The sequence below is a fragment of the Roseovarius sp. genome, assembly GCF_965228755.1.
In the GTDB taxonomy this organism is placed as follows: domain Bacteria; phylum Pseudomonadota; class Alphaproteobacteria; order Rhodobacterales; family Rhodobacteraceae; genus Roseovarius.
Genome location: NZ_CBDDIG010000005.1, coordinates 407446 through 420823 on the forward strand (window position 1 = coordinate 407446; position 13378 = coordinate 420823).

The 13378-nt window shown below is 68.1% G+C and carries 10 protein-coding genes; 7 read left to right on the forward strand and 3 right to left on the reverse strand.

Translation table 11 applies throughout. The features are described 5' to 3' along the window. The first annotated feature begins 268 nt into the window (after window positions 1-268). Window positions 269-910, forward strand: a complete 642-nt coding sequence (gene eda, locus ACO07J_RS05335; RefSeq protein ID WP_422026989.1) for a bifunctional 4-hydroxy-2-oxoglutarate aldolase/2-dehydro-3-deoxy-phosphogluconate aldolase — start codon at window positions 269-271, stop codon at window positions 908-910. Window positions 911-926: 16 nt separating this feature from the next. On the opposite strand, the gene ACO07J_RS05340 is transcribed toward eda, so the two are convergent. After that, complete coding sequence (locus tag ACO07J_RS05340; protein WP_422026991.1) at window positions 927-3266, reverse strand: mechanosensitive ion channel domain-containing protein; 2340 nt, start codon at window positions 3264-3266, stop codon at window positions 927-929. A gap of 311 nt (window positions 3267-3577) precedes the next feature. Beyond that, complete coding sequence (locus tag ACO07J_RS05345) at window positions 3578-4459, reverse strand: alpha/beta fold hydrolase (protein WP_422026993.1); 882 nt, start codon at window positions 4457-4459, stop codon at window positions 3578-3580. A gap of 195 nt (window positions 4460-4654) precedes the next feature. Here ACO07J_RS05345 and ACO07J_RS05350 point away from each other — a divergent pair, with 195 nt between their 5' ends. The 6 genes from ACO07J_RS05350 to ligD all read left to right on the forward strand — a co-directional run bounded on the left by ACO07J_RS05350 (window position 4655) and on the right by ligD (window position 12675). Beyond that, entirely contained in the window at window positions 4655-5602 is a 948-nt protein-coding gene (locus tag ACO07J_RS05350; protein WP_422026995.1) for a cytochrome c oxidase subunit II, read from the forward strand. After that, window positions 5599-8172 carry a cytochrome c oxidase subunit I gene (gene ctaD, locus ACO07J_RS05355; protein ID WP_422026997.1) on the forward strand — a complete coding sequence of 858 codons (2574 nt, stop codon included), beginning with the start codon at window positions 5599-5601 and terminating at the stop codon, window positions 8170-8172. The genes ACO07J_RS05350 and ctaD overlap by 4 nt, the downstream gene beginning before the upstream one ends. Next, window positions 8169-8573 (forward strand): hypothetical protein, encoded by a 405-nt coding sequence (locus ACO07J_RS05360; protein ID WP_422026999.1) that lies wholly within the window; start codon window positions 8169-8171, stop codon window positions 8571-8573. Before ctaD ends, ACO07J_RS05360 begins: the two co-directional genes overlap by 4 nt. Next, window positions 8570-9142 (forward strand): cytochrome c oxidase assembly protein, encoded by a 573-nt coding sequence (locus tag ACO07J_RS05365; RefSeq protein WP_422027001.1) that lies wholly within the window; start codon window positions 8570-8572, stop codon window positions 9140-9142. The genes ACO07J_RS05360 and ACO07J_RS05365 overlap by 4 nt, the downstream gene beginning before the upstream one ends. Further along, the gene (locus tag ACO07J_RS05370; protein ID WP_422027003.1) at window positions 9139-10134 is read left to right on the forward strand and encodes a c-type cytochrome; all 996 of its coding nucleotides are present in this window, start codon (window positions 9139-9141) and stop codon (window positions 10132-10134) included. The genes ACO07J_RS05365 and ACO07J_RS05370 overlap by 4 nt, the downstream gene beginning before the upstream one ends. Before the next feature lie 114 nt (window positions 10135-10248). Next, window positions 10249-12675 (forward strand): DNA ligase D, encoded by a 2427-nt coding sequence (ligD, locus tag ACO07J_RS05375; protein WP_422027005.1) that lies wholly within the window; start codon window positions 10249-10251, stop codon window positions 12673-12675. Between the two features lie 3 nt (window positions 12676-12678). Here ligD and ACO07J_RS05380 read toward each other — a convergent pair whose 3' ends face one another. Then, window positions 12679-13260 (reverse strand): exopolysaccharide biosynthesis protein, encoded by a 582-nt coding sequence (locus tag ACO07J_RS05380; protein WP_422027007.1) that lies wholly within the window; start codon window positions 13258-13260, stop codon window positions 12679-12681. Between the last annotated feature and the right edge of the window lie 118 nt (window positions 13261-13378).

Here is a 13378-nt window from a genome sequence, read left to right on the forward strand (position 1 = left end):
CGGGACAAAGGGCTTCAGCCCGCCGCGCATCGACGGGCCGTCCCGACGGCACGGCGATTTGGCAAATGGCGTGGTACGTCGCGGGTGTCGGATGTCCTTGGCGACCATAAAGCGTCAAGCCACGCCCGTTGGTTCGCCGCGCCACGGCCCGTCGATGCGCGGCTTCTCGGCGTCGGGATAAATGACAACGGGGGCAGGAGGATGGTTGTCGGGATCGTGGTGGCTGGCTTAGGGTCGGGCACACCGTGACAATAGGGAGAGGCTGGGCATGACACCGCAGGAGGCAAGCCGCAGGACGCGGGAATTGTGCGGGCTGGCGCCGGTGATCCCGGTGCTGGTGATCGATGATGCGGGCAAGGCCAGGTCGTTGGCGGAGGCGTTGGTGGCCGGAGGGCTGCCGGTGCTGGAGGTGACGTTGCGCACGCCCGCGGCGCTGGAGGCGATCCGGGCGATGGCGGAGGTGCCGGGCGGGCATGTGGGGGCCGGGACGCTGCTTTCGGCCGAGGATGTCAGGGCAGCCAAAGAGGCGGGGGCCACGTTCGGGGTGTCGCCGGGGGCGACGGAGGATTTGCTGGCGGCTTGCGAGGCGGAGGGGTTGCCGCTTTTGGCCGGTGCGGCGACGGCGAGCGAGGCGATGCGGTTGCTGGCACGGGGCTATGACATGCTGAAGTTCTTCCCGGCGGAGGCGTCGGGCGGGGCGGCGGCGCTGAAGGCGCTGGGCGGGCCGTTGCCGCAGCTATCGTTTTGTCCCACGGGCGGGGTGAGCCCGGGGAACGCGGGGGAGTATTTGAAGCTTTCGACGGTGCCCTGTGTGGGTGGGAGCTGGATTGCGCCCGCCGACCTGGTGGCGGCGGGCGACTGGGGGGCGATCGAGGCGAAGGCGCGGGAGGCCGCCGGCCTGTCGGGGTGACGGCCGGCGGTGCGGGTCAGGTGGCCTGGGGTTCGGCCTCGACCGTGATGGGCTGGGTCTTGCCGTCTTTCGACTCGCCGAAGAAGATCGTCTGGTGGGGGAACGGGATCTCGATGTTGCGGTCGTCGAAGACGCGTTTGAGGACGGCGTTGTAGGCCCGCCCGATGCCCCATTGCCGCCCCGGCACGCACTTGATGCGGGCGCGGAGCACGACGGCGCTGTCGCCGAAGCTGTTGAGGCCGAACCATTCCAGATCGTCGAGGATGCCGTCGGCCTGGTCGGGATCGCCCTTTAGCTCGGCGAAGGCGTCGAGCATCGCCTGTTTCACCTCGTCCACGTTCTCGCGGTAGGCCACGCCCATGTCGCAGACGAAATAGCCGTAATCCTTGACGTAGTTCGACACCATGTCGACCGAGGAGAAGGGGATGATGTGGTAGACGCCGTGCAGGTCGCGCAGGCTGACCGAGCGGATGGTGAGGCGCTCGACCACGCCGGTGGTGCCGCCCACGGTGACCACGTCGCCCACGTTCATCGCGTTCTCGAACTGGATGAAGATGCCGGTGATGATGTCCTGCACCATCTTCTGGGCGCCGAAGCCGATGGCGAGGCCGAGCACCCCGGCGGAGGCCAGGAGCGGCGCGATGTCGAGGCCGATTTCCGCCAGCACGAACATCAGCGTGATGATGATGAGGGCGATGGTGGCGGCGTTCCGGAGGAGCGTCAGCAGGGTCTGTTCACGGGCGGTGGCGACCTTGCCGAATTCCGGGTTGAGGCGATAATCGACCCAGGAGGTGAGTGCGAGCCAGATGCCGAAGGCCACCAGCAGCACCACCGAGACAGAGAGGATCGTGCCGGTCAGGCGCAGGCCGAACTGGCTGACCATCCAGGCGCGCAGGTCGATGAGGCCGACCGCATTGAAGGCCAGCAGCACCACGGCCACGAAGATGAGGGCGCGCAGGACGAAGAGGATTTTCGGCACGAAGGCGTTGAGGCGGCCCTGCAGCAGCGGCACGCGGTCGGAGACGTTGGCCGGCAGGCTGACGCCGCTGGCGATGGAACGGCTGAGGAAGCCGGCGACGGCGAAGCCGAGGAGGCCCACGACCAGCACCTGTCCCGAGGCGATGAAGGTCTGGAAGACGGCGTTGCCGGGGCGCAGGAGGACGATGACGAACATCGTCAGCAGGTAGGCCAGCGCCGGCCAGTGCCAGTGCCGCGCGAGGTAGTGCAGCGCGCCGCGCCGGCGGCTGCGGCGGGGCGGGGGTGTGGCGGCGTGGTCCATGATCGGGGCGGTATCGGTGGTGGCGGTCACCATGGGGGCGCCGATCTCGTCGAGGGCTTCCTGCTGCGGGAGTTCGGGATCGGGGTGGTGGGGGGCCGGGTGGGGCTCGTCGGCGCCCAGCATCCAGTCGGTCACCGGCTTGCGGTTGCGCAGGACGAGCCAGATGGCGAAGGCCAGCACCGCGAAGGCGATGAGCGCCGAGACGGCGCGGCCCGCCGCGAAGGAGACGTTGCCGTTGATCAGCGGCACCACGAGAAGCTGGCCGTAACCCACCACGCCGACGATCAGGTTGATCCGGGTCGAGAGGTAGGAGGCCGCCCGGTCGCTGATGGGCAGCGGCCGCAGCGAGGTGGCGGAGGGCGACAGTACGAGGCGTACCGCCACCTTGGCCATCTCGACCAGCAGGAACGCGTTGAGATAGAGGGTCTGGCGGATGCCGATCTGGCCGAACTCGCCAAGGGCGAGGATGGCCAGTGCATAGCCCGCGGCCCAGGCCAGGATGACGATCAGCGCGTCGATCACCGCGGACATGAAGAAGAGCACGACGGTGCGGGCGATGCCGCCGTCGCGGGCCGAGGCGCTCATCCTTGCGTAGAAGGATTTGCCGAACCAGCGCAGGACCAGGAAGGACAGGACGGTGCCGACGATGACGATGGCAAGATCGGCCAGCGCGTCGAGCAGGACGCCCGCCTCGCCGCCGCTGAGGCCGGAGAAGACGGCCGGGGCGCGGGTAAGCTGGCGCCAGAAGGTGGTGGCGAAGCTGGCGATGTCTTCCGCCGCTTCCTGGGTGACGAGGGCCACACGGCGTCCGAAGGATAGGTCTTCGGGCGGGGGCGTGCCGTCGGCGAGGGTGTCGACGATCTCGTCGGGGGTGGCTTCCTCTTCCGGCAGGCCCGCGGCCCTGAGACGCTCGATCAGCTCGGCGCGGGTGGCGTCATCCTCGATGACCTCGATGAGGAGGTCGACGCTGGAGGGGGTGTCTTCGGGGGTGGTGCCCTCGGGCGGGGCCTCCTGCGCCGTGACCGGCGCGAGTGTCATGAAAACCAGAACGAGAAAACTCGCAACCAAACGCAGCATGTTTCACTGTCTCCGCATGTCTTTCGTATCAATGGGCGCGGCAGACGCGCCGAGGGCGCCGGCCACCGGGGTGAACCGCCCTGACTTCGGCTTGTACCTATCGGGAAGTGCTGTGAGGTCAAGGAACGCGCCGGGGTGCAGGGGTGACCGGCGGGGGATTGCCGTTGAATTTCAAACGTTTCCGGGGGGGCGGGGGTTTGCCCGGCCATCGCCTGTGTGCCGTTCGCTTCGCTCGCGACGCGGCGCGGGGCGACGAGGTTCAAGCCGTGCGATGCGGTGGCGGGGATGAATATGACGGCGAAACAGGCCGGTCAGGTCTTGCGGTCGAGGAAGTCGAGGATGGCCGTAGCGATGCGTTGGGCGCCGGCCGAGTCGAGGTGGGCGTGGTGGTCGCCGGGGAGTTCAAGCGCTTCGTAATCGGGGGCGAGCGTCTCGGCCAGGCGGCGCGCCTCGGCGGGCCAGTCGGTATAGGCCGGGAGGCCCTGTTCGGCCCAGATGTTCAGGACCGGCATGGTCAGCGCGCCGAGCACCGCCTCGACCTGGGGCTTGGTGAGCTTCATGGCGGAACTGGCGAACAGGCGGGCATCGGCGCGGGTGCGGAGGCCGTCGGGGGTTTCCACCACGGCGCGGTCGACGAGGGCCTCGGCGGTCTGGCGGCTGTTGCGGCGTTCGCTGCGGCGGGTGATGTAATCCTCTTTCGAGGTGAAGGAGCGGCGGCGCGTGGCCTGATGGCGGGTGTCCTCGATGAAGGCCCGGAGGGTGTCGACCACGGCGGTCTCGGCGACCGGGTCGGGAACGAGGGCGTCAAGCGCGATGACGGCGTTGACCCGGTTCGGCTGGGCGGCGGCGAAGAGGGAGTTGATGTTGGCACCGCGGGAATGGCCGAGGAGCGTGCATTTTTCCCAGCCGAGCGTGTCGAGCAGGGCGGCCATCTGCGGCAGGTCATCCCAGAGGTTGTAGGTGGCGTCGGGCGAGCGGTGGGCGCTGTGGCCCTGTCCGCTGAGGTCGAGGGCGACGACACGGCAGCCGGTCAGACGGGGGCCGAGTTCGCGGAAGCTGTCGGCGTGGTCCATCCAGCCGTGGGTGGCGAGGACCGGGCGGCCATCCTCGGGGCCCCAGGCGAGGCCCGCGTAGGTCAGGCCATCGAGGGCCCAGCGGTGCTCTTGGGGGGATGGCTGGTCGTGGTCCTTCATGGCGCGGCCTTCGGCTGATCGGTTCGGGCCTTCGATACAGGAGCGGGCCCGTGGCGTCGATCCGCATTGCGGCTTTGTACGCCTGGAACCGGACCGGGATGCGCCGCGTTGAGCTTCATGAGCTCAAGACAGCGTGACCGAGGGCATCACTGGCTGTTTGGACCCGCCGGCGTAAGGCTGGCGGGATTTTTGACGTTGGCCCTGCTGTCCGGCTGCGGCAAGGAGCAATCGGCGCTGGATGCCGCCGGGGTCGATGCGGTGGCGGTGCGCAACATCTTCCTGGTGACGCTTGTGGGCGCCTGCATCCTGTGGCTGCTGGTGAACGGGGCCTTCTATACGCTGACCCGGCTGCGCACCGGGCCGGTCGATCCCAAGTTCGTGCGGCCGCTTCTGATCGGGGGCGGCATCGTTGCCCCGACGGTGCTGCTGGTGGCGTTGCTGGTCTGGGCGCTGAGCCTCCTGCCGGACCAGCGGGCGCCGGGGGACGGGCTGCAGGTGCGGGTCACGGGCGAGCAATGGTGGTGGCGGGTGGAGTACTGGCCGGAAGGGGCAGAGGCGCCTGTCGTCACGGCCAACGAGATCAGGCTGCCGGCGGGGCAGCGGACGGAATTCCTTCTGGGCGCCGACCAGGTGATCCATTCGTTCTGGATCCCGTCGCTGGGCGGCAAGATGGACATGTTCCCGGGGAAAGAGACGCGGGTGAGCCTGCATCCGGAGCGGCCGGGGCGGTATCGCGGGCAATGTGCCGAATTCTGCGGGGTGAGCCATGCGTGGATGGCCTTTGCCGCCGTGGTCATGCCGGAGGAGGCGTTCGACGCGTGGCTGGAGCACGAGGCGGGCGATGCCGTGGCGCCTGAGAGTGCCGAGGCGATGCGGGGCGAGGCGTTGTTCCGGTCGGAGGGCTGTGGCGCCTGTCATGCCGTGCGGGGGACGGAGGCCGTCGGGCAGGTCGGGCCGGACCTGACGCATGTGGGCAGCCGCGAGACGCTGGGCGCCGGGCGGCTGGGCGCGACGCTGGAGGATTTCGAGCGGTGGATCGCGCATACCGGTGAGCTGAAGCCGGAGGTGGAGATGCCGACCTATGAGCACCTTGCCGAGGAAGAGATCGCCGACCTTGCGGCCTATCTGAAGGGGCTGAAATGACCGATCATGCGCCGGACAGATCAGCCTTGCCGACACCCTCGGGCCCCTATCCGCCGACCGAGGAGATGCTGGCCGAGCCGGTGCCGGAGGAGGTGCAGGCGGCACAGGCCGAGCGGCTTCGGGCCGCGTGGGCCACGCCGAAGGGGTTCCGGTACATCACGGCGGTGAACAACACCGAGGTCGGCAAGTGGTATTGCATGACCGCGCTGTGCTTCATGCTGCTGGCCGGGGTGATGGCGCTGCTGATCCGGGCGCAGCTGGCGGTGCCGGAGAACGAGCTAATCTCGGCCGACCGGTTCAACCAGCTTTTCACCATGCACGGCTCGGCGATGATGTTCCTGTTCGCCGTGCCGCTGTTCGAGGCGATTTCGATCCTGCTTCTGCCGGGGATGCTGGGGGCGCGGGACATGCCGTTTCCGCGGCTTTCTGCGTTCGGGTACTGGTGCTTCCTGATCGGCGGGATCTTCGTGATCGGGTCGATCTTCTTCGATGCAGCGCCAAGGGCGGGGTGGTTCATGTACCCGCCGCTGGCGACCAAGGACGAGGGGCCGGGGAGCGATATCTGGCTGCTGGGCTTGAGTTTCATCGAGGTGGCCTCGATCGCGGCGGCGGTGGAGCTGATCGTGGGGACGCTGAAATGCCGGCCGCCGGGGATGCGGGTGAACATCATGCCGCTTTACGCGTGGTACGTGATGGTCGTAGGCGGCATGATCCTGTTCGCCTTTCCGCCGCTCATTGCCGGGGATTTCCTGTTCGAGCTGGAGCGCAGCTTCGACTGGCCCTTCTTCGACCCCGAACGCGGCGGCGACCCGATGCTGTGGCAGCACCTGTTCTGGATCTTCGGGCATCCGGAGGTCTACATCATCTTCCTGCCCTCGATCGCCATTGCGGCGATGATCATTCCCACCGTCGCACGGCGGCCGATCGTGGGGTATTCGTGGATCGTGCTGTCGGCGGTGGGCACCGGGTTCCTGAGCTTCGGGCTTTGGGTGCACCACATGTTCACGACCGGGTTGCCGGCAATATCGCTGGGGTTCTTCTCGGCGGCGTCGGAGGCGGTGGTGATCCCGACGGGGGTGCAGATCTTCGCGTTTCTCGCCACGCTGATGGTGGGGCGGGTGAAGATGACGCTGCCGATGCTGTGGATCGCGGGCGCCTTGGCGATCTTCACCATGGGCGGGCTGACCGGCGTGATGCTGGCGCTGGCGCCGTTCGATTTCCAGGCGCATGACACGTATTTCGTGGTGGCGCACCTGCATTACACGCTGTTCGGGGGGATGGTGTTTCCGGTGATCGCGGGGGTCTATTACTTCTTCCCGTTCATCCAGAAGAAGAAGCTGTCGGAGCGGCTGGGGCGCTGGGCGTTCTGGCTGATCTTCTGCGGGTTCAACCTGACCTTCCTGCCGATGCACCTGACCGGGCTGTGGGGGATGCCGCGGCGGATCTATACCTACCCGACGGGGCTTGGCTGGGACGGGCTGAACCTGATCTCGACCGTGGGGGCGTTCATCATCGCCGCCGGGTTCGCCGTGTTCGTGTGGGACCTGGTCCGGCCGAAGCATCGCCAGCCGCAGATCGCGCGGAACCCGTGGGAGGCGGGCACGCTGGAATGGACCCATGACGTGCCCGAGGAGGCCTGGGGCGTGCGGTCGATCCCGCATGTCACGAGCCGCTATCCGCTGTGGGACGATCCGAAGATGCAGGCGCGGATCGACGCCGGGCGCTATTATCTGCCCGATGCCGCCGAGGGGCGGCGGGAGACGCTGGTGACCTCGGTGATCGATGCCGAGCCGATACAGGTGCAGCGGGTGACGGGGCCCGCGTGGATCACGCATATGGCGGCGGGGTTCACCGGGGGCGCGTTCATCTTTCCCACGTTCCACTGGTATCCGCCGGCGATCATCTGTGCGGCGCTGGCGGTGTGTTGCATCATCTACTGGCTCTGGACCTCGACCGCGCGGGTGCCGGAAGCGCCGAGCAAGGATGCCGGGCTGGGCCTGACCCTGCCGACCTATGCCTCGGGGCCGGCCTCGGTCGGGTGGTGGGCGATGTGGATCACCATGCTGGGGGATGCGACGGCGTTTGCCTCGCTGGTGTTCGGGTTCTTCTTCTACTGGACCTCGCAGGCGGATTTCCCGCCCGAGGGGGCGATGCATGCGGAGGCGTGGCTGGTCGGGCTGGCGGCGGTGGGTTTGTCGGTGTCCTGGGCGCTGACGGTCGGTGCGCGGGAGCTGAACCGGCGCTGGGCGGTAGGCGCCGCGCGGGCCTGTCTGGCGCTGGCGCCGCTGGCGGCGGCGGGCGGGGCGGCTGCGCTGATGCTGTCGGTGTGGGAGTTGCAGCCGTCGAGCCATGTCTACCCGGCGGTGCTTTGGGCGCTGGCGATCTGGATCACCGTGCATGCGGGCGCCGGGGTGATCATGCAGCTTTATTGCCTGGCCGGCTCGGTCTTCGGCAAGCTGACGCCGCGCTACGACGCGGATATCTGGAACGTCTCGCTTTTCTGGCATTTCCAGGTGCTGGCGGCGCTGGTGACCTGTGCGGTGATGGGCCTTGCCCCGGGGGTGCTATGACCGATCCGAAGCATACGCCGCAGAAGGACGAGCTGGAGGAGTTCGCCGAGGAGCGGGCGAGCCTGATGAAGATCACGATGGGGCCGCTGATCTGGGCCATCCATTTCGTGATCTGTTACGGGTTGGCGGCGGTGACCTGTGCCAAGGGCTGGGACATCGAGATGGCGCGGACCGGGCTTGTGGTGTTCAGCATCGTGTCGCTCGGGGCGATCCTGTGGGTCGGCTGGAACAGCTGGCGGCAGTGGAACCCGCACGAGACGGGGGATTACTTCAACAGCTGGGGGCGGGCCGAGGACCGGCATCACTTCCTGGGTCATGCGGCGTTCCTTCTGGCGATCATCGCGTTTCTTGGGGTGGTGTTCACCTCGTTGCCGCTGGTGATGCTGGGGGGGTGCCAATGAGTATGCGCTTCCTTCTGCCGGGCCTCGCGCTGTTGGCGGCCGTGTGGGTGGTGCCGCTGGAGGCGGTGATGCCGGTATTCGCGGCGCATATGCTGCGGCACATGGTGCTGGTGGCGGTGGCGGCGCCGCTGATCGTGCTGGGGCTGCCTAGGCTGACCGAGCGGCTGGCCGTGCCGCCGCTGGCGGCTGCGGCGGCGGAGTTCGTGGTGGTCTGGGCCTGGCACCTGCCGGTGGCGCACGGGCTGGGGCGGACCGTTGCGCTGGGCTTCGTTGCCGAGCAGGCGAGTTTCCTGGTCGTCGGCCTGCTGGTCTGGGCCGGGTGCCTGCGGCGGGACAGGCCGCTGGCGGGGGCCGGGGGGCTGTTGCTGACCTCGATGCACATGACGCTGCTGGGGGCGCTGATCGTGCTGGCGCCGCGGGATCTTTACGCCGAGATCTGCGGGACGGCGCCGGACCTGTCGGGGCAGCAGATCGGCGGAATGCTGATGCTGGGGATCGGGACGCCGGTCTACCTGATCGCGGGGCTGGCGCTGACCGGGCTGTCGCTGCGCGAAAGGGGGGCGGCATGAGGGCGGTGTTCATGACGCTGGCCGCGCTGGCGGCGCTGGGCCTGACCGGGGCCGTGGCGGTGGTGGCGCTGGGGCTTTACAACGTCTCGGCCGTGGCGGGGCATCTGCCCGGGGTGAGCTGGGTGCTGCACACGACGTTCCGGAATTCGGTCTGGCTGCGCGCGCCGTCGGAGGAGGAGGTGCCGGAGCTGGACGATGCCGAGCTGATCGCGCTGGGGGCGGGGCATTACGCGACGGCCTGCGTGCCGTGCCACGGGGCGCCGGGTGCGGAGGCCAGCGCGACGATGCGGGCGATGGTGCCGGAGCCGCCGCAGATCGAGGAGGCGGTGGCCCATTGGGAGGCGAACGAGCTGTTCTGGATCGTCGAGAACGGAATCAAGATGACCGGCATGCCGGGCTGGCCCGCCGAGGGGCGCGATGACGAGGTGTGGGCGGTAGTGGCCTACCTTTCGTCGGTAAAGGGGGAAACTGCGCCGGAGCTGGTACTGGAGACGAGCGAGCCGGAGGAGTATTGCGCGAGTTGTCACGGCGAGGTCGGCGGGCAGGTGCCGCGGCTGGATATCCTGTCGGAGGCGTATCTCGAGGCGCAGTTGCAGGCCTACCGTTCGGGCAAGCGGCCGAGCGGGATCATGGAGCAGGCTGTCACGTCGGTGCCGGAGGAACGGCTGGCCGAGCTGGCACGGCACTTCGCGGAAACGGAAGACGAGGCGGGGGATGCGCTGGTGGCCGGTGCGGAACTGGCGTCGAAGGGCGAGGCGCTGGCCAAGGTGGGCACGCGGGACGTGCCGACCTGCCTGGCCTGTCATGGTGAGCGCGAGGACGGGCGGCGCAAGGGGCCGGTGCTGGACGGGCAGCGGCGCGGGTTCCTGGAGGTGCAGCTGACGCTGTGGCGGGACGGAGTTTACGACTACGATCCGCTGATGCATGCGGCCGCCCGCGACCTGAGCGACGCCGATATCGAGGCGCTGGCGGCCTATTTCGCGGGCCGGTGAGGGGCGGCCGCGGGGAAACTTTCGGTCGGGGTATGCGTTTTGGGCTGAGGCCTGACGCCGGGGAAGACCGGCGAAGGCCACCGGAAATGCGCCGCAACTGTCAGGATCCGCCCCGTGAACAAGCTCGACCGGTATAGCGCGAAACGCGATTTCGACACGACGCCCGAGCCGCCCGCCGAGGCGGCCACCGCCGGTGGCACCTTGTCCTTCGTCGTGCAGAAGCATGACGCGAGCCGGCTGCATTTCGATTTCCGGCTGGAGTGGGATGGGGTGCTTTGGTCTTGGGCGGTGACGAAGGGGCCGTCGGACGACCCGTCGGAGAAGCGGCTGGCGGTGCGGACGGAGGATCATCCGGTTGCCTATGGCAGTTTCGAGGGCACGATCCCCGAGGGCGAGTATGGCGGCGGCACGGTGATGCTGTGGGACAGCGGCGCGTGGGAGCCGCTGCACGATCCGGCGGAGGGGCTGAAGGAAGGCAAGCTGCATTTCCGGCTGCATGGCGCGCGGATGGAGGGCGGCTGGGCCTTGGTCAGGATGGGGGGCGACAAGGGCAAGCGCGAGAACTGGCTGCTGATCAAGGAGCGCGACGATCTGGCCGGGCGGAGTGCCGATGCGCTGGTCAACAAGCACAAGCGGAGCGTCACGACCGGGCGGACGATGCGGCAGATCGCGAAGGAGAAGGCCGCTTTCGAGGCGGCGAAACACAAGAAGGCGTTGCCGCGGTTTCGGAAGGTGGAGCTGGCGACGCTGCAGGATGAGCCGCCAGAGGGCGAGGGCTGGCAGCACGAGGTGAAGTTCGACGGGTATCGCTGCCTGATGGCCGTGGGCAAGGGTGGCGTGCGGCTTTACACGCGGAACGGCAAGGACTGGTCCGACCGGTTCGGCACGTTGTGCGGGCCGGCGGATGCGCTGGGCTGCGATGCCGCGCTGATCGATGGCGAGGTGGTGGCCGAGCGGGGCGGATTCTCGGACTTGCAGAAGGCGCTGAAGGGGGGCGACCCGCTGGTGTTCTACGCGTTCGACTGCCTGCATCTGGATGGCAAGGACCTGACCGGCAAGCCGCTGAAGAAGCGGCGGAAGGTGCTGGAGGGGCTGTTCGAGGGTCTGCCGCCGCGTGGGCCGTTGCGGCTGAGCCCGGTGCTGGGGGGCGATGGCGCCGAGGCGCTGGCGGCGATGTGCAAGGCGGGCGGCGAGGGGATCGTGTCGAAGAAGGTCGACGCGCCCTATAGCGGCAAGCGCAGCAAGGCGTGGATCAAGGCGAAATGTGTACAGGAGGCGGAGTTCGTGGTGGGCGGCTGGTCGCCCTCGGACAAGAAGGGGCGGGCGTTTTCCTCGCTTCTTCTGGGGAGTTACGAGGACGAGGGGTTTGTCTACCGCGGGCGGGTCGGCACCGGTTTCGACGATGATGATTTCAAGGCGCTGGCGAAGAAGCTGAAGCGGCTGGGCCGGAAGACCGCCCCGTTCGAGGGCGAGTTGCCGGCGGAGACCAAGGGCGCGCATTGGGTAACGCCGGAGCTTGTGGCGCAGGTGGAATATACCGAGTTCACCAGCGAAGGACGGATCAGGCATGGCGCCTTCAAGGGGCTGCGCGAGGACAAGGAGGCAAAGGACGTGAGTGCGAAGGCGGAAGCGGAAACCGACAGTGGCGACCAGGAGATCGGCGGTGTGCGGGTGTCGAGCACGGGGCGGGTCATCTTCCCCGAAGCGGGGCTGACCAAGGGCGACGTGGCGCGGCATTACGCGCGGGTGGCGGAGCGGATGCTGGAGCATGTGGCCGACCGGCCGCTGTCGCTGTTGCGCTGTCCGGACGGGATCGCGGAAGATTGCTTTTTCCAGAAACATGCCGGGAAGGGGTTTCCGGAGGATATCAAGGCGGTGCCCATCAGGGAGAAGGATGGCGGGACCGAGGATTACATGTATGTCACCACGCCCGAGGGCCTGATCGGGGCGGCGCAGATGGGGGCGGTGGAGTATCACGTATGGGGCGCACGGCGGGACAAGCTGGAGCGGCCTGACCGGATGGTTTTCGACCTCGACCCCGACGAGGGGTTGGGCTTCGACGAGGTGAAACGGGCCGCGTTCGAGGTGCGCGAGGGTCTCGAGGCCTGCGGGTTCGACTCGGCGCCGATGGTGACGGGCGGCAAGGGGGTGCACGTGATCGTGCCGCTGCGGCGGATTGCCGAGTGGGACCGGGTGAAGGAGTTCGCCAAGGGGTTCGCTCAGGCGCTGACCGGGAAGGCGTCGGATCGTTACACCGCGACGATGTCGAAGGAGAAGCGCAAGGGGAAGCTGTTCATCGACTGGCTGCGGAACGAGCGCGGGGCGACGGCGATTGCGCCCTATTCGTTGCGGGCACGGCCCGGGGCGGCGGTGGCGGTGCCGGTGAGCTGGGACGAGCTTGAGGGTCTGGACCGCCCGGACGGGTTTCACGTGGAGGATATGGAGGTTCGGTTGTCGCGCGCCTGCCCGCTGGGCCGCGTCAAGGCGCAGGGGCTTGGCAAGGGGGCGATGAAGGCGCTCGACGATTGGGCCGGCGGGTAGCGCTCAGATCCAGTAGTAGATCGTGACGGGAATGACCGCCAGCAGCGGGAGCGATAACAGCGCCAGCACGCCGTCGCGCGTGAGCAGGCTGGCCGCGAAGAGGGCGATGACGCCCGAGGCGATGGAGCCGGAGGTGGGCACGAACTCCATGAACGGCATGAAGAGGGTCAGCGCCATGACAAGGATCAGGGGCACCCAGATCCAGGGCCGGTGAAAGAACCACGTGAAGCGCGGTTTCAAAAAGCGTTCGACGAAGCGCACCGGCTTGCGCAGCCATTTGATGCCCTTGCAGAGCTTTTCTGAGGAGAGGCGGCGGCGGGTGATGAAACCGGGCAGCCAGAGGCTTTTCCGCCCCACCATCATCTGGGCCACGAGGATGAAGACCATCAGGGCGAGAAGCGCGGTGACGCCGGGGATGGCGCTGGCCGGGGAGGTGCAGATCAGCGAGAAGACCAGCATGAGCGAGGCGAAGGAGGAATGCCCGAGCGCCTCGATCACGTCTTCCACGCGGACGGACTCGCCTTCGACGGTGCCTTCGAGCTCGTCGAGCAGATCGCTGAGGGCATGTGTGCGGGGTTTGGACACGTGTTCTGGAACCCTTTTGATTTCGCTGTGGCCTGTCGGGTGGTTAACCCGCGCGGCTCGCCCGAGGTTCCAGTCCTTGGGGTGGGTGGCCTGACACGGCTGGCGCGGCCCTGCCAAC

Excerpts from the sequence above, each read along its gene's own strand:
- eda (WP_422026989.1), top strand. The coding sequence starts at position 269 with ATGACACCGCAGGAGGCAAGCCGCAGGACGCGGGAATTGTGCGGGCTG.
- ACO07J_RS05340 (WP_422026991.1), bottom strand. The coding sequence starts at position 3,266 with ATGCTGCGTTTGGTTGCGAGTTTTCTCGTTCTGGTTTTCATGACACTC.
- ACO07J_RS05345 (WP_422026993.1), bottom strand. The coding sequence starts at position 4,459 with ATGAAGGACCACGACCAGCCATCCCCCCAAGAGCACCGCTGGGCCCTC.
- ctaD (WP_422026997.1), top strand. The coding sequence starts at position 5,599 with ATGACCGATCATGCGCCGGACAGATCAGCCTTGCCGACACCCTCGGGC.
- ACO07J_RS05360 (WP_422026999.1), top strand. The coding sequence starts at position 8,169 with ATGACCGATCCGAAGCATACGCCGCAGAAGGACGAGCTGGAGGAGTTC.
- ACO07J_RS05365 (WP_422027001.1), top strand. The coding sequence starts at position 8,570 with ATGAGTATGCGCTTCCTTCTGCCGGGCCTCGCGCTGTTGGCGGCCGTG.
- ACO07J_RS05370 (WP_422027003.1), top strand. The coding sequence starts at position 9,139 with ATGAGGGCGGTGTTCATGACGCTGGCCGCGCTGGCGGCGCTGGGCCTG.